We start from the raw sequence: 15,791 nt of genomic DNA on the forward strand, positions 1-15,791 counted from the left end.
TCCCCTCTGATACTATTTATTATATAACATATACTATACGGCAAATAGGATGTTTTTGCAAAAAAAAAAACAACTCGTTATGTTAGTTGTTTCCAATAGGCCAATGTTTGAGAAATATTTTCACTCTCACTAATCATACTAATAACTGACGCACCCACCACACCAGTTTTTAAGACATCGGGCAAATTAGCTTGTGAGATACCGCCAATAGCAATCGCAGGCCACTGGCTTTGACTAACAATCTCTTTTAAACCAGCAATGCCAATGGCTGGTTTGGCATCTGCCTTACTCGTTGTCGCAAACACCGGTCCAATACCAATATTATCAATACCATTCAAACCAGTGATACGGTCATATTCAGATTGGGTTGACACGGAGACCCCAACAAATAATGGTTGACTAGCTTGAATGTTTTTTTCAATATCGCCATCTCCTTGACCAAAGTGCACACCATCTGCTTTGATAGCATGTGCTAAGTCAATATCATCATCGATAACCAGGGGTACTTGATACTGGGTTGTGAGTTCACGTACACGTTGCGCAACACGTCGTTTATCTGATCCCGTTAATGAACCAGGCCCTTTCTCACGATATTGAAATAAAGTAATACCATTAGCCAATGCCTGTGTTAAAACCTCAAAGAAAACTGCCTCACTAGCCACATTTTGTGTACCTAAGATAAAGTATCTTGCCAACATGTCTTGTTTAAAGATCATCTAAAACCTCCGGTTGATTGATGCTTCTCACTGGCGCTGAATGATTTAACGGTCCGTGTCCATGTCCCACATAGATACCATCCCGAATAGTCGCATCTACATAAGCTTTAGCGGTAATAATGGCATTTTTAAGCGTTTTCCCCAAGGCGAGTTGAGCAGTAATCGCTGCTGAAATCGTATCTCCTGTGCCGTGCGTTCTGACTGTATCAACTCGTTGACTTTTCATCCAGAAATGCTCACCATTCTCAAGTAACACATAATCATATACATTTTTTTCATTGCCGTGTCCACCTTTGAGTAACACATTTTTAGCACCAAGTTCTTGAATTCGTTTCGCTACATCAGCAACATCTTCGTGTGTCTTAATTTGACTATGCGCTAATACCTCAGCTTCAGGTAAATTAGGTGTTACCAGGGTTGCTAAGGGTAATAAATCACTTATGACTGCATCAATAGCCTGCTCAGTTAATAAGCGAGCACCACCTTTAGCAATCATTACTGGATCTAAAATATAGTCTCCAAAATCATGCTTTTCAATGGCCGCTGCTACCGTGTGAACAGTTATCGCATCACCCAGCATACCCGTTTTAAAAGCACTAATTTTCAAGTCACTGCCCACAGATGTTAGTTGTTGTGTCACCATATTTGGCGTCAGCATTTGAACTTGCTGAACACCAAAGGTATTTTGGGCGGTAACAGATACAACCACGTTCGCGCCGTATACATGCTGTGCAAAAAATGTTTTTAAATCAGCGGACATACCTGCGCCACCACTGGAATCTGTACCAGCAATGGTCATCACTTGTGGGGTTTCATTAGCCATTTTTAACCTCCAACTGTATAAATGCTTCTAATTCATCCTGCTTAATTAAATATAATTCATCCAACACTTGATTAGCAAAATATCCAGGTGTCTTTACTTTTTGACTTGCTCTCACACCTGCCAACTTCATCATTGCCATAGCACGAGCAGTGTTCTCTACGGTGACAGCATCACTATTAAACATCCCCACTAAAGCAGATAAAGCATCACCTGTACCAACGTTTGTTGCTAAAAGCGGTACGTCAACAGCAATAATTTGAGTTGTATGCCCGTCACTAATCACATCTGTTTGACCACTAAGTGCAATGATAGCACCCGTCTTTTGTGCAGCCAGGCTGGCGATCTTTTGGACATCACCACTACCTGTAGCATCAATGCCATGACTCGTAAAATCAATTCCTGCAAACCACGCGATTTCGGCAGCGTTACCACGAATAACATTAACTTGTGATTCAGTCATCACAGCTTTAACTGGCACACTTCTTGAGGGGATGCCAACAGCAACAGGATCCAAAACCACAACTTTTTTGGCTTGATTAGCTATTTGAATGAGTTTAATTGTTTCAGGTAGCTCTGACCGTCTCCAAGTCCCTGTATTGACGACCACAGCATTACTGATAGCTACCAAGTCATTAAACTCGTCAATTTCACGTGCCATAATTGGTGAACCACCCACAACGTTAACAACATTAGCAACAAATTGTGGTGTCACATAATTTGCATAATTAAAGACTAACGGTGTTTGCGCTTTTAACTCTAATAAATTCATTATTTTATTATCCTTTAATTTTTCGTTATCTGATTACGTCTGTTTCACTGTAATTTGTCTAATATTTTAGTTTGTTTCATAAACTTTAAAAAGATATATCCCAACACCGCGCCAACAACGGCTGCCGGCAAAAAGAATGGAATATAAAAATAAATACTTGGTACTTTAGCGTGGTACAGAAAGTTCATCACTGGTACTGAAACAATGGCTGAAACGACCCCTGTCCCAATGATTTCGCCAATAACTACTGCAATATATTTTCCCGTCATGCGATATAATACACCTCCCATAGCGGCACCAAATATGGCCCCAACAATGGCTAAAATCGTGCGACCAGCCAAAATCATACGCAACCCACCTGTTAAAAATGCGATAGCAACCGCATACCATGGTCCGAGAATGACGACTGTTATAACATTAAAAAAGTGTTGAAAAGGTGCCATATTAGGCAACACCACAACGCTTGACGTTGCAAATGATAAAGCCGTGATAACGCCGGCCAATGCGAGTTTACGCAAGACCTTATTCGTTCCTATACCCTGTTTTGTTTCCAAAATAATCTCCTCTTGTCTAAAAATGGTTCGTCCCTTTTGACATAAAAAAAACTGTTGCCTGATTTTCACAAAGGAAAAACAGTCAACAGTTATGAAAATAGGCATCAAAATGCTGCAATTTAACATATGTTAACGTATCTCCCTTCGCACGCATTACCGCGATCAGGTTCAATGAGTATTTCTCAGCCAAAGGCACCCCAGATAAAAATATTAGTTTATGCATTTATTGTAGACCAGAATGGTGCCCTGTGCAAGAGGAAATTATCCCCACCATGTTTTATCATCAAAATCCCGCATTTGATGTGTCAGTGATAATTGTTGCGCTGATGTAACATGCGTATAACTTGTGGTATAGGGATTTTTCATTAATTTTTTCATTTGAATGAATTGATCACTCAACAAATAATTAGCCAAGGTGGCATGATCAGGCCAAAAGCTCCACAACATGAACTCAGCCTTACCTTGGCTATTTTGTGCCAAGATAGTATGATCAGGTATCAATTGCGCAATCAGTTCGTCTTGGTGACCTTTAGTTTGAAAGGCTATTTGATGTATCACTTGACCTTGCAATAAGCCAGAGATAATCACGCTATCAAAACTAATGGGGCGTTGAAACTTGTTGACTAAATCCGAATCATCTAAAATTAACATATTTGTGCCTGCAAGTTGCGACTCTTTGGCCAAATAAAAACAGGTTGCTTGATGCGCTGATTGTAAAGCTAAAAGTTCGGCCGGTTCTTGTTCCGGTGCTAACACTAAATTAATTTTCATAAAAAAGGCTCCTTCAGTGCGTTGACAACATTTGGTGATAGTCGTGTTTGATTTGATAAAATAAATGCTTGTACACCGGCAAATGTTGTCAAATCAATAGTTGTTATGACCAAATTTGCAGCGCTTAATTTTTTAGCAAAGGTAATGTCTGCTAAGGTGATTACCATCATACCCCAGATATCGTTCAAAAGTAGTGATTCCCATTGATTATTGAGTAAAGCTTCAGCCCGCTTAAACCGCATGTCTTTGTCAATAAAACTACGTAAATCTTTTGGATTTAATTTTTCAGCCATTTTAACCTCTTGTGTACCTTAATTAATGATGTTTGCGCTTAAAAACGCAATATTTGACCAAATGGTTCACGAATACTTAGCGTTTTTTGGGGCGGTAGCAACCAATATACGTGCCTAAATTTTGTTTTTGAAATGTTTTTTTCGCCTTCACCATCGGTTAAAATTAAGACAACGGTCTGCACCGGATTGAAATGGCGCTCCGCCAACGTATCAAAAATACATTGAAATGTTGTGCCACCACCTGCATGTCGCACCCACTTTGTCACTTTTTTAATATCGTGAACCTGCGTATCAAAAGAAAATACCCGCACATCAGCATCAAGTTGTTGCGTGAGTTGTAAAACTGTGGCCAACATCTGTCCTGCCTGCTGGTTAGAAATCGAGGCAGAATTATCAATAAAAACGGCAACCTGTGCATCATATGTACTAATCTCGCCTACTAAATCTAAACGATAGGCTTGTCTGCGATTGAACCGTGAACGAGATTCCTGACGTTTATTAGGAATTTGACTTAGTCCTGTACGTAACACAGATCGCCAATGGCGTTTCGGTATAACAACTTCATCAATTTGTTGTTGAACACGACTATCGACTTGACCACGACCCAAAAGTTTAGTGTCTTCATCCGCTTTTTTAATCACCAACGCTAAGGCAGAAGCAGCTTCTTGAGTGGCTTCTCCGATATTGGACCAACCATCGTGCCCATCAACATTATCTTGACCCAAAGAGGATGCATTGTCAAATAATTTGGCAATAAGCGCTATATACGTTGCTGAATCTTCATGTACGGGTAATAGTTTACCAGACATATCAAAAATGGTTTGTAACGTCATAGCGTGCGGTAATTCACCCAGCGCTTGCGGTAAATACTGGTTAACAGCAATATCTGTACCAATATCGATTACTTTGTTTTGTTGCCGTTCTTTTGCGTAACGTAGTGGATGTTGCCAAACAACATGCAGGGCTTCATGTGCCAATGCTAAAGCAATTTGTTTATGATTTGTCAATAATCGCGTCAGTATTTCAGGGTTGATTACCAAAAACCAGTGATGGTCTTGCCACTTTAATGACAACGCATTTGGTGCTGTGAAATCATTTTCTCGGGACAAATTCATAATAATATTACCATACAAAGGTGACTCATCTAGTAATGTTTTGATACCGTCAATAATCAGATTGTTCTTTTGGTTGCTATTCATCGTGTTGCGATGTCCATAATCTGCTGATACAAAACGTTGGCATAGTGCGCCTTTGAAGCATATAAATCATCTAAAATAGGCGCACTCGTCATTTGTTTTACCAATGCATATTGACCATCTGGGGCCATCATGCTTAACAACGCACTAAACCGACCAGCACGATCATTTGCAGTCATGTCTGCAGTCATGTCTGCAGTCAATAATAACGTTTTCATCACAGTAGCTTTTTGTATTTCCGACATCTCTTGGAATTTTGCCCGAATGCTTATTGGTAATTGTGGACCCGCTGGTAATGACTCGAAAACATCGTTTGCTGTCAAACTTGGTCGATGATCCCGTACAAAGTTAACAAATTGTATCGCAACAGCCTGCCCTAAATCACCGGCAACAATATCAAATAATAGCTCATCTTGGAATTTTTGAGATAATTTATGCAATTCGTATAAATTATCAGACAGGCGTTGCCATGCACGGGGTGTCGGATTAAGATCGTCACTTCGCATATCAGGGTACAACAATTCAGCATTTTCAGCAATAAATTGTTGTACCAACTCATGAATATTTTGACGTGGGTTGCCCTTTTTTGCCCAAGCCAACCAATCTGTAACAGACACCGACATTACAAGACGTGTGGTACGGTCTTTAATCGCTGCGTCAGATGTTTGTACAGCATATTCAGATTCTTCAAACCCTGCCATCGTATCATCTGGATTTTCGGCTAAAATAAGGTTCACATTTGATGGTAAAATTAAATCATTAATTTGGCGCTGTAATACCAAATTCATTAATTCGCCTTGCACCGCTTGTGAGCCACGGTTAAATTCATCTAAAAACCAAATAATTGGTTGGTTTGGGTGACGTTCGGCTTGCTGAATAATTTGAATCACTGTATGTGTATAACCAAATTTCACATCAGCTAATTGACCATAATTTTTTGTCGTTAGAAAGGCGGATGCCGTTAGAGGGGGAATAGGAATCGCCAAATCGCCCTTCTCTGACAATGATACAACTGTTGTAAATAATTTAGCGTTTAATTTTTTAGCTAAATCAAACACTAAGGCAGATTTACCAATCCCAGCTTCCCCAACAATTGTTGGTACGTTACCACCTTGTAGGATTAAAGGTACAGCAGTTAATAGTTGTTGATAGGATAATGACATTAATAACCTCACTTTTTCTTATATCAATTTTACCGCTTCTACGCGTTTCATGCTAAAATAAAAGCATGACAAAACTATTAATTCTCGGCGCTAATGGCCAAATTGCAAAACTTGTTGTGCCTATGTTAGCAGAAACCGACACACAAATAACATTAACATCACTTCATGCTCGCCCGACTAAAGGCATTAAAGCGCTTGACGCTGTTAATGAAGATGCGATGATGGTAGCCCTTAAAGACATCGATATCGTTTATGCGAACATTGGTGCGGAAGGCCGGCAAAAAGCCGCTGCTAACAGTGTCGTTAATGCGATGCATGCTGCTGGTGTGAAGCGACTCATATGGGTAGCAACGATTGGCGTACATAATGAGCTTTCCGATGACAAAAAAGATTTGTGGGCTAATATATTAGGCACAGTGGATAACGAAAACACTTATATGGGCGATCAGGCAGCAGCCGTTTCGCGTATTGAGCATTCTGCACTGGACTACACAATTATTCGTCCTAATGAACTGATTGATGATAATATCATGCAAAATCTTCATGTTCAAATAGCACGCGATGAGCTTGTTGTTGGTGGCCCAATCACCCGTACTAGTGTAGCTGAATTTATTACAAAAATACTTTTAAATCCTGAAACCTATGTTGGTGATTCTGTCGCCATATCAGACACAATCAATTAATCTAAAAGAAGTCAAATACCCTGTGAGGTATTTGACTTCTTTTTAATAACTACTGATTAAAATGACCATCAGCAATTTGTGATAATGTCTCTCGAGAAGGAATAAAAAAGAGTTGCCCAGATAATATCTCTGAAAATTTCAATAAAAAGTCAGATTGATCTAACATATTTTGCAGCATGCCTTTAGTAATTGACCAATGTCTTGCATAACCTATGAAATAGGTGCCAGTTTGTCCAGCAGCAGGATTTGAAAATGGCACATTCATGCGAATGATTTTTTGCTCTTCGCCGTCTTTTTCAAATTTGGAAGCAACATTATGGGCATTACTAAACTTATCCTCATCTTCAAGCTCAATATCTGTAAACTTTTCGCGACCAACTGCCTTTTCTTGGTCTTCCGTTTTGAGGTGGTTCCAAAAATCCATATGATGTTGCCATTTTTGTCCAAAAGCATATGATCCATTGATAAATTGTTGATCTTCGTCACCAATCAATGCATAAGCGGCTGAATCCTCAACTCCTGGTGCTTCGGTACCATCTATAAAACCAATAATTGCACGACCTTCAAAATAACGAAAGCCCTTGGTTTCGTCAACAACAGTTGTGATTGATTTTAAAAATCGCATAAACTGCGTTTGCGCCTCATATACGACAGCCTCATTACTCGCTCTAATATGAAAAAACAAATCGCCATCTGTTGCAGGCATGCTGTACTCCGGCCCACTCAACGTTTGGTAAGTCTCCAACTCATGCGGTTTAGGTTGATTTGGAAATAAGTAATCCCAAGCATGGTTACTAAATCCAAAAGCAACCTTTAGCCCTGACACAGCTGTTAAATGTGAGTCCCTAATACGTAGCGATCTAATAATTGCCTGTGATCGGTCCGCAAACTCTTGTATCGCTTCCTGTGCTGCTTTTTGGTTATCTCGATTTAATTTTAAAACCGTAAATTGAACATGTTCACCAGCATCTTTCCACACATCTTGCGCCTTATCTGGATTGATTGACATATTTTCCCCCGTTATCTAAATGTGATATAAGTCTATTCTATGATGTAAATGACATTTAATCAAGAATAATTCTAAATTAAAAAACATATTATTATAAATACGTTATCTATAACTATATGATCAACATAAAAACGCAGGGATTAATTATTTTCAAAATACAAATAATTAATCCCTGCGTTAACCAACATATTTATTTGTTACGACTATTTTGTATCTGGTTTAGCTTCGACGTATTTCCAGTAAGCATCAATAATTTGTGCTGCTATTTTACCATTCGTGCCATCCAAATAATTATTCATTCCAGGTATTGCTAACGCCATAGCCATTGGTTGACCTGGTACATAAGCAACCATTGACTCTGTAAAAGTGTCATGGCCATTTGTTTTCGTTTCTGCTGTACCAGTTTTTGCATATACATGTGGGGTCAATTTATGCAAATCTGATCCGCCTGTATTCCAGGCATCTGATCCATTAGCCACACGGTTCATACCAGATTTGATTGTATCCCATTCACCAGAATCTAAATTGACTTGACCTTGCACTGATGGTGACGCTGTCCAAACCGTTTTTTGTTTATCACTGTTTGGTTGACTCTGTAACACCGAGCCAACAACATGTGGTGCCACAAGATAACCACCGTTTGCAATTGTTGACACATAGCGTGCTAGTTGTAAAGTCGTATATGAATCATACTGTCCAAAAGACTCATACAAATATTTACCCTGTGCCTCACCAGTAGTTGGTCCGCGATAACCGGCCGTTTCACCATCAATATCAATGCCCGTCTTAGTTCCTAAGCCAAACTGGCCTAATCCATTACGCAACGTTTGAAAAGCGTCAGCTCGCAACCCCAATGGTGCGCCTGGACTATAAGTTTGCCCACCAATTTTCATTCCCAATTGCACAAAATACGTGTTGGATGATCGTTCTAACGCTGTTTGCGCATCAACTGGTATTGGCGTACCAGCTTTGTTCCAATAAGAAGTAATTTCTTGTGTGCCTTGAATTTTAATCCCTTGATCCGAGAGCACCGTGTTATCTTGCGAAATAACGCCCTTTTGAAAGGCAGTCGCCAGTACAGCTGGCTTAACAACTGATCCCATAACAATCGCTGCATTCATATTGCCAAGCGGATTAGCTGTTTTTTTACCTGTTGCATAGTCACGACTAACGCCGCCCATTGCATACACACCACCAGTATAAGGATTAATCACTGTTGCATATGCCCCTTCAACATCACCAGCAGGCAAGTTATCCTCTAATATCTTCTGAACAGCATTTTGATATTGTGCGTTAATGGTTAACTTAACATTGTCCCCCGCTTGTCCATTATACTTGATTTGAGAAGACTTGACTTGTCCGTCACTACCAGTTGTCACAAGCGTTTGCGAAGAAGAGCCCTTTAGAATAGATTCATAACCCTTCTCCAAACTCGAATTCCCCACGGGTTCGTTTTGTGAATAACCTTGTGCAAGTAGCGTATGTAATCGGTCTTCAGGTAAGCCAGTTGCTTCATTCGTCACTGTACCGACTAAGGATTTAAACTCTGTTCCTTCTGGATATTGGCGCGACCAACTCGTACCAAGTTTAATACCAGGAAACTCACTCAAGTGCTCCCCAATTTCTGCTAATTCATTATTAGTCACATCTGATTCTTTAATAAAAGTCGTAGACAACGTATACGCCCCACTCATACGTTGAAAAATCATAGCCGCATTTGAATCTACATGATCAGCCAAATGATGTTTTTGAACATACGCGACTTGATAATTATTGATTTGATCTGGCGTTAGCGCAATTTTGTCATCTTTATGCGCTTTTGTAATTTTTTTAGATATTTTTTCGTTATTAGCTTTGCTAGCCAAATAAAAATCAACTTTTGAACGTTCACTCAGGCGTTTTGTATCAACCGTCATCAATTTACTTAATTTAATGGCTGTTTGACGCATAGTGAGCCCAGTAACTGACGTCCCACGTGTAAAAGTAATGGCGGCCTGAGCTTTGTTACCAGCAATCACACGACCTGTTGAATCGTAAAACATACCACGTGGTGTGTTTCCTTTTTCAATTGTTTCATCATTTCGGTTAACTTCACTTTGGTAATAAGCACCTTGTTTAATCGTTAAAAAAGCTAACTGAACGATTAATGCAATCATCAATGTCAGTGAGATACCGAGTAATATATTCAAACGAACAGGCAAATTTGCACTGGCGTTATTTTTTTTATCACGATCTTCTAGGTAAGGATTACGTTGCATGTTTGACCCCAATTTATCAATAAACTATCTATTTAGATTACCACAAATACAGTTTTTGCGCTAAAATTACAGGAAAAATTTGGTATATTAGTAACATGAGTAAAAAACAATTCTTCATCTCACCATTAGCCTTTAGTTTTTGGCTGCCTTTGTTACTCATGTTAGGGTATTTTGTTTACCGTGGCATGACCCCTTTTGGCAGCAATTCCATTCTAACTGTTGACCTAGGTCAACAGTACATCGATCAATTTGCTATGTTTAAGCACACCTTATTATCACATCCAAGCAGTTTTTTTTATTCTTTTAGCAATGCTTTAGGTGGTGATATGATTGGCGAATGGGCGTATTATTTGATGAGTCCATTTAATCTCATTTATCTCTTTATTCCTATTATACAATTACCTGCCGCCATTTTATTAGTGACTGTTTTAAAATTTGGTATGGCTGGCCTTTCAATGGCCTATCTTATAAAAAAACTTAAGCTACAAAGTGGTTACTATATCACGTTATTTGCTATTAATTATGCGCTTTCTGGTTGGTTCATTGCAAACGATCTTAATTTATTGTGGTTAGATGCTGCTATCTTACTCCCTTTTCTCATTTTGCAACTAGAAAATCTTTTTCACCGCTCAACTTGGTGGCGATATGCTGTTGTTCTAGCTTTAACAATTATCAGTAACTATTACATTGGGTACATGATTGCCATTTTTATCATGATCTACTTTATTTGGCGCATCACGTGGCCCAATCAATTACGATCACGGTGGCATATCTTTAAACAGTTTGTTTTAGGAAGCCTCACAGGGGGTGCGTTGAGCGCTTGGCTCATACTCCCAACCTATTACCAATTAAAGTTAGGAAAATCACAATATAATTCTGACTGGTCTCTAAAATTCGATAATAATCCTGTCAAACTTTTGCTCAAACTCATTCCTGGTAGCTTTGATTTTAATCAAATGCAGACAGGGCAAGCTAATTATTACGTTTCTGCCTTTATCTTAATCACACTCATCACTTTTTTTACCACAAAAATTTTGCGTTGGCACGTTAAACTTGGTGGTACAATTATTCTTATTTTCTTATTTCTAGCGACAACATGGGCTCCTCTAACGTTGCTATTTCATGGTTTTCAATATCCAGTATGGTATCCCTATCGATTTAGTTTTATCATTAGCTTTTTCATCATTTATCTAGCAGCATTATCGTGGCAGCCTACTTGGCAACCAGGTTTAAAGACGATACTATCCTTGCTCATCGCTTTAGCTTGTTTTGGTAGTTATGCGCTAATTGTTGACCACAATGTTGCTTATATTAATCAACAAAACATTGCCATTTTTATAGGTATTTTTCTACTGACACTAGCACAACTGATGTTTAAACAACATGATCGGTTGTGGCTGCCATTTTTGATGTTACTCACAACTCTTTCTTTGACGGCTAATCTAGCCTTGTCTCTCAACCGGTTTTCTTATTTAACAAACACCGAATATCAAAATACGATAAAAGCCCTCAATACTGCTGATCACACGATTAAAAACGATAAGTCATGGTATCGTGTCGCACAGACATTTCAACGAACACGTGGCGATTCTATGATGCTTGATTATTATGGCGGCTCACATTTTAGCTCAGCTTTACCAAAAGTGACACCAAACTTTTTTGGTAATTTCGGTCAACCAGACGGCGATAATTATGTGGTTTACAGCAACGGTAGTCTCTTATCCGATGCATTGCTGGGAATGAAGTATATGATTACCCCAAATACGACGGCTTCTAATAAACCGGGCGAACCAAGCACGCATTTAATTGGTTATCGGCCAGACATAGCACACTATTTGTTAAAATCTGATTCGGATCAGGTTCGTGTTTGGCAGAACAAAAATGCGTTACCAATTGCTTTTGCCGCACATCAAGACGTGTTAAAAACAAAGATGCTACAGAATAATCCCCTTCAAAATCAAGGTAATATTTGGCAAGGGTTGTCTGGGGACACAAGTTCATCTGTCAACGTCGAAAATTTCCAGCAATCTATTGGTAAAAACGTCAACGCACCAACAGCCATCACAGGCGCAACATTGATTAAAAATGACAAGACAAAACCAGCACAATTAGATTTGAAATTCACACCAACCACTAATGACAGTTATTATCTAACGCTTGGTGCAGCCCTGCCAATTAAAAATTTTGATCTTCTGATTAATGGCAAAGTTATTACCCAGTTTAGTTCATACCGCCATACAGTTATTGTTAATCTCGCAACATATGCAAAAAACAAACCCCAAACAGTCACTGTCCGATTTAAACAGACCCAGGTACTTGTTTTAAATAACTTCACACTTTATCGAGTAGATAGTCATCAATTTAAAAATAACATTGCAACTTTAAAACAACATCCACTTCAAATAACTAGTCGTAACGAACGGAAAATTATTGGCAATATCACTACCACAGCTAAGCAACCCCTGATCATGACAACAATTCCTAATGTACCAGGTTGGCATGTGACGTTAGACGGTAAATCCGTGACCTCACAAAAAGTCGCAGATTATTTTCTAGCGGTTAAGACAACCCCCGGCAAACATAAAATCCAATTCAAATATACCTCACCCTTATTCTTAATTGGCAGTTGGATCTCATTTTTCGCATGCTTGCTCCTGATTATTTCTGCTATTCGTCATAAAAAGCTTGCAAGAAAGCGCTCTGCATGATATGCTCATTCTGCTTATTATTTGCAATAAAACTGCAATTTTGAAAGGAAACTGTTTTTATGTCAGAAGAAAAAGTATTTCCAATGACGGCCGAAGGCCGTGACAAACTACAAACTGAATTGGAAGACCTCATTACTAGACAACGCCCCGAAATTACAACAAGAATCCAAATAGCCCGTTCGTACGGCGATTTATCTGAAAACTCCGAATATCAATCAGCAAAAGATGAACAAGCTTTCGTAGAAGGTCGCATTCAAACTTTAAAAAAGATGATTGAAAACGCTGAAATTATTGACCCTAACGCAACAGCTGCTGATGAAGTGTCACTTGGTAAAACAGTTACATTTAAAGAGTTACCAGATGAAGAAGCTGAAACTTACGCTATCGTTGGTTCAACAGAATCAGATCCATTATCAGGAAAAATTTCAAATGAATCAGCCATGGCTGTGGCATTACTCGGTAAAAAAGTCGGTGACAAAGTTGCTGTTCCACTCCCTAGTGGCGAAAATATTACCGTTGAAATTTTGAAAGTTGAAAAATAATATCACACAAAAAAGGCTTGCTAAGAATGATGTGTACCCCGAAAGTTAATGTAACTCTCGGGGTACACATCAAATTGCAAGCCTTTTTACGTGGCACTAACCAGATAATAATTAGTTAGACAAAATTATTGATATTACCAATAATAATTGCGCCAACAACCACTAGTATTGTACCAGTAATGATCAATCTCATTTGGTAACTTGACTTCTTTTCACCTAATAAGTAAATACCACCAAATGTTGCCACGATAATACCTAACTGTGAAAATGTTGTTGCAATTGTTTGCCCGATTGCTGGGTTAGCAGCTGAAATGAACATGAAAATATTACCAACTGCCCAAACTAATCCTGTCAATATATTTTTCCAAGTTGGTTTGGCAAACATTTTATCTGCCTCTTTCAAAACGAAGATAACAATCAAAAATGCGCCAATCACTTGTCCAATAGCCTGTGGTCCGACGATTGCGGTCATATAATCGACGCCGCTATTCTTACTTTTAATATCATCTGAAATATAATTAATTTTGTTTAAAAAGTTGGGTAATACGAAGTAAATCATAAAGCCAACCGTTGAAATAGCCAAATAAATTAAGCCTTTTGTCATGCTTTTGGCCTGCGCTTGGCCAGCAATGCCAGAATTCAGAGCTTTATCACGCGCTGAGATTAAAGTTGCACCAACCACAACGGCTGCAATAGAAATGATTCCTATCACCCACATTTTACCCGTTTTCCAATCACCTAAAACAACGGCTGCCATTAAAGCGTTAGCAACAATCTGTCCTGCAGTAGATAATGGAATAGCTAGTGAAACACCTAAATCTTTAATAGCCAAAAATTGTCCTGCTGTTCCGACAGCCCAGACTAGCCCCGACAAAATACCAACGGTCCAAATTTCACGTCCCATATAGGCATGATTTGGCATCACATATAAGAACATTGTCCCCAAACCAAAGATAAGCGCACCAAAGGTCATCCCCAAAGTTTGTTGTGCAGCAGATCCCCCCATTTTTGTATTAACAAGGCCAACTGATCCCCACGCCAGTGCTGGTACTAATGCTAGTAAAATTGCTAAATTCATAATTGGTAAAACTCCTTCTTCGTACAGTGTCTTACTAACACCGTTTTTAACACTATTCATTGTACAATAATGAAAACGTTTACACAACCCCTTTTTAAAATTTCTGTAAACGTTTTCATCATTGTCATTGTGGGTTTCATCACAATAATCAAATATATAAATAAAAAGCGCGTTAACACACACTTTTCATCAATGATTATTTATTTAAGATACCCAAGAATTTTACCTTTTATTTGCCCGGTACAAACACTAAACGCTCAGTTCCAGGGTTATCCCATAATGTCGCTACTTGTGATAAATAAACTGCTTGCGCTTTGAATTCAAATGGCTGCGCTTGCTCTGATATTAGAATTTCTTCCAATGACTGAATAACTGCACGAGCACCCACAGAACCTTGACCAGATCCTATTAATTGTAATCGTACGGCACGGAATGCAGCCCCTGGGATAGGAGATATTTGTCCAGAAGAACTACCAATTTCAACCCATTTCAATTCTTGCCCATCGTGCATACGATGCGGAATAATAGCAGTCATCACATTAGCCGCGACATTCCCCCACAAATAATCCAAAATGATATCAATATCTTTTCCAGCTACGGCTAATTTTTCCTGATATGCATGAACATCATCTGCTATTGAAATCGTTTGTGTAGCACCTAGTTGTTTTAACGCAGCCAATTTAGTGGCGTTACGCCCCACAGCTATGATTTCAGAGGCACCTAACCTTTTAGCAATCTGGACAGCTAAAGCGCCAGCATTCCCTGTTGCGAACAGGATCATCACTTTTTGACCTCTTTTAAAATCTGCACGATACTTTAGAGCCATCCAAGACGACAATGCTGGATTCATCATCCCAGCAATTTTTACATCATCTAATGCATCATCCACTGTCACCCAATGCCCTCTTGCAATCGCAACTTGTTCTGCAAAGGTGCCGTTACCGACAAAAAATACCTTTTGCCCATTAGACAAATGCCCTACCCCATCAACCCCAGGTATCATTGGTAGCACACTTTTTTCTGCATAATGCGATCCATCAGCACCACTACGTGCGCGATTAGACAAAGCTGATGCTGTAACGTTCACTACGACTTGATTTTTTTCCAGTATTGGATTAGCATAATTTTCTTTATATTGAGGCCCAAAATTAAAATTTTCAACTACTGCCGCTTTCATGACTGATCTCCTTTTTAATTGTTTTTTATTTACCGGTAATGTAAAATAAGT

15 protein-coding genes and 1 riboswitch are annotated in these 15,791 nt (G+C 39.0%); of the genes, 3 read left to right on the plus strand and 12 right to left on the minus strand.

Features of this window, described 5'->3' with window-relative positions; translation table 11 throughout:
* Positions 1-77: 77 nt before the first annotated feature.
* From thiE to JOD28_RS07725, 8 genes are all read right to left on the minus strand, one after another.
* Positions 78-716: a thiamine phosphate synthase gene (gene thiE / locus JOD28_RS07690; RefSeq protein ID WP_204770247.1), complete on the minus strand. Its 639-nt coding sequence runs from the start codon at positions 714-716 to the stop codon at positions 78-80.
* A complete protein-coding gene (gene thiD, locus JOD28_RS07695; protein WP_204770248.1) occupies positions 706-1,539 on the minus strand; it encodes a bifunctional hydroxymethylpyrimidine kinase/phosphomethylpyrimidine kinase in 834 nt (277 codons plus the stop codon). Before thiD ends, thiE begins: the two co-directional genes overlap by 11 nt.
* Positions 1,532-2,308: a hydroxyethylthiazole kinase gene (gene thiM, locus JOD28_RS07700; protein ID WP_204770249.1), complete on the minus strand. Its 777-nt coding sequence runs from the start codon at positions 2,306-2,308 to the stop codon at positions 1,532-1,534. The genes thiD and thiM overlap by 8 nt, the downstream gene beginning before the upstream one ends.
* A gap of 44 nt (positions 2,309-2,352) precedes the next feature.
* Positions 2,353-2,862 carry an energy coupling factor transporter S component ThiW gene (gene thiW / locus JOD28_RS07705; RefSeq protein WP_204770250.1) on the minus strand — a complete coding sequence of 170 codons (510 nt, stop codon included), beginning with the start codon at positions 2,860-2,862 and terminating at the stop codon, positions 2,353-2,355.
* A 122-nt stretch (positions 2,863-2,984) separates the two neighbouring features.
* Positions 2,985-3,072, minus strand: a riboswitch (TPP riboswitch).
* A gap of 51 nt (positions 3,073-3,123) precedes the next feature.
* Positions 3,124-3,633 (minus strand): hypothetical protein, encoded by a 510-nt coding sequence (locus tag JOD28_RS07710; protein WP_204770251.1) that lies wholly within the window; start codon positions 3,631-3,633, stop codon positions 3,124-3,126.
* Positions 3,630-3,926: a hypothetical protein gene (locus JOD28_RS07715; RefSeq protein ID WP_204770252.1), complete on the minus strand. Its 297-nt coding sequence runs from the start codon at positions 3,924-3,926 to the stop codon at positions 3,630-3,632. The genes JOD28_RS07710 and JOD28_RS07715 overlap by 4 nt, the downstream gene beginning before the upstream one ends.
* Positions 3,927-3,964: 38 nt before the next feature.
* Positions 3,965-5,125 carry a vWA domain-containing protein gene (locus tag JOD28_RS07720; RefSeq protein ID WP_204770253.1) on the minus strand — a complete coding sequence of 387 codons (1,161 nt, stop codon included), beginning with the start codon at positions 5,123-5,125 and terminating at the stop codon, positions 3,965-3,967.
* Positions 5,122-6,285, minus strand: coding sequence for an AAA family ATPase (locus JOD28_RS07725; RefSeq protein ID WP_204770254.1), 1,164 nt, complete (start codon positions 6,283-6,285; stop codon positions 5,122-5,124). The genes JOD28_RS07720 and JOD28_RS07725 overlap by 4 nt, the downstream gene beginning before the upstream one ends.
* 65 nt (positions 6,286-6,350) lie before the next feature.
* Here JOD28_RS07725 and JOD28_RS07730 point away from each other — a divergent pair, with 65 nt between their 5' ends.
* Positions 6,351-6,968, plus strand: coding sequence for an NAD(P)H-binding protein (locus tag JOD28_RS07730; RefSeq protein ID WP_204770255.1), 618 nt, complete (start codon positions 6,351-6,353; stop codon positions 6,966-6,968).
* A gap of 49 nt (positions 6,969-7,017) precedes the next feature.
* Here the strand turns inward: JOD28_RS07730 and JOD28_RS07735 are convergent, their stop codons facing one another.
* Together JOD28_RS07735 and JOD28_RS07740 are read right to left on the minus strand one after the other, a co-directional pair.
* A complete protein-coding gene (locus JOD28_RS07735) occupies positions 7,018-7,977 on the minus strand; it encodes a Dyp-type peroxidase (RefSeq protein WP_204770256.1) in 960 nt (319 codons plus the stop codon).
* A gap of 203 nt (positions 7,978-8,180) precedes the next feature.
* Positions 8,181-10,235 carry a penicillin-binding transpeptidase domain-containing protein gene (locus JOD28_RS07740; RefSeq protein ID WP_204770257.1) on the minus strand — a complete coding sequence of 685 codons (2,055 nt, stop codon included), beginning with the start codon at positions 10,233-10,235 and terminating at the stop codon, positions 8,181-8,183.
* A 95-nt stretch (positions 10,236-10,330) separates the two neighbouring features.
* Here JOD28_RS07740 and JOD28_RS07745 point away from each other — a divergent pair, with 95 nt between their 5' ends.
* A complete protein-coding gene (locus tag JOD28_RS07745; protein ID WP_204770258.1) occupies positions 10,331-12,943 on the plus strand; it encodes a YfhO family protein in 2,613 nt (870 codons plus the stop codon).
* 59 nt (positions 12,944-13,002) lie between these two features.
* Positions 13,003-13,485: a transcription elongation factor GreA gene (gene greA, locus JOD28_RS07750; RefSeq protein WP_204770259.1), complete on the plus strand. Its 483-nt coding sequence runs from the start codon at positions 13,003-13,005 to the stop codon at positions 13,483-13,485.
* Positions 13,486-13,600: 115 nt separating this feature from the next.
* On the opposite strand, the gene JOD28_RS07755 is transcribed toward greA, so the two are convergent.
* Together JOD28_RS07755 and JOD28_RS07760 are read right to left on the minus strand one after the other, a co-directional pair.
* Positions 13,601-14,563: a GRP family sugar transporter gene (locus tag JOD28_RS07755; RefSeq protein ID WP_204770260.1), complete on the minus strand. Its 963-nt coding sequence runs from the start codon at positions 14,561-14,563 to the stop codon at positions 13,601-13,603.
* Between the two features lie 229 nt (positions 14,564-14,792).
* Positions 14,793-15,740, minus strand: coding sequence for a quinone oxidoreductase family protein (locus JOD28_RS07760; protein ID WP_204770261.1), 948 nt, complete (start codon positions 15,738-15,740; stop codon positions 14,793-14,795).
* Positions 15,741-15,791: the final 51 nt, after the last annotated feature.

Origin of the sequence: Leuconostoc rapi (assembly GCF_016908715.1) — a bacterium.
GTDB classification, from domain to species: domain Bacteria; phylum Bacillota; class Bacilli; order Lactobacillales; family Lactobacillaceae; genus Leuconostoc; species Leuconostoc rapi.

Bases quoted from the DNA above. Each gene is read 5' to 3' on its own strand.
- thiE (WP_204770247.1), bottom strand. From the start codon at position 716: ATGATCTTTAAACAAGACATGTTGGCAAGATACTTTATCTTAGGTACA.
- thiD (WP_204770248.1), bottom strand. From the start codon at position 1,539: ATGGCTAATGAAACCCCACAAGTGATGACCATTGCTGGTACAGATTCC.
- thiM (WP_204770249.1), bottom strand. From the start codon at position 2,308: ATGAATTTATTAGAGTTAAAAGCGCAAACACCGTTAGTCTTTAATTAT.
- JOD28_RS07710 (WP_204770251.1), bottom strand. From the start codon at position 3,633: ATGAAAATTAATTTAGTGTTAGCACCGGAACAAGAACCGGCCGAACTT.
- JOD28_RS07715 (WP_204770252.1), bottom strand. From the start codon at position 3,926: ATGGCTGAAAAATTAAATCCAAAAGATTTACGTAGTTTTATTGACAAA.
- JOD28_RS07720 (WP_204770253.1), bottom strand. From the start codon at position 5,125: ATGAATAGCAACCAAAAGAACAATCTGATTATTGACGGTATCAAAACA.
- JOD28_RS07725 (WP_204770254.1), bottom strand. From the start codon at position 6,285: ATGTCATTATCCTATCAACAACTATTAACTGCTGTACCTTTAATCCTA.
- JOD28_RS07730 (WP_204770255.1), top strand. From the start codon at position 6,351: ATGACAAAACTATTAATTCTCGGCGCTAATGGCCAAATTGCAAAACTT.
- JOD28_RS07735 (WP_204770256.1), bottom strand. From the start codon at position 7,977: ATGTCAATCAATCCAGATAAGGCGCAAGATGTGTGGAAAGATGCTGGT.
- JOD28_RS07740 (WP_204770257.1), bottom strand. From the start codon at position 10,235: ATGCAACGTAATCCTTACCTAGAAGATCGTGATAAAAAAAATAACGCC.
- JOD28_RS07745 (WP_204770258.1), top strand. From the start codon at position 10,331: ATGAGTAAAAAACAATTCTTCATCTCACCATTAGCCTTTAGTTTTTGG.
- greA (WP_204770259.1), top strand. From the start codon at position 13,003: ATGTCAGAAGAAAAAGTATTTCCAATGACGGCCGAAGGCCGTGACAAA.
- JOD28_RS07755 (WP_204770260.1), bottom strand. From the start codon at position 14,563: ATGAATTTAGCAATTTTACTAGCATTAGTACCAGCACTGGCGTGGGGA.
- JOD28_RS07760 (WP_204770261.1), bottom strand. From the start codon at position 15,740: ATGAAAGCGGCAGTAGTTGAAAATTTTAATTTTGGGCCTCAATATAAA.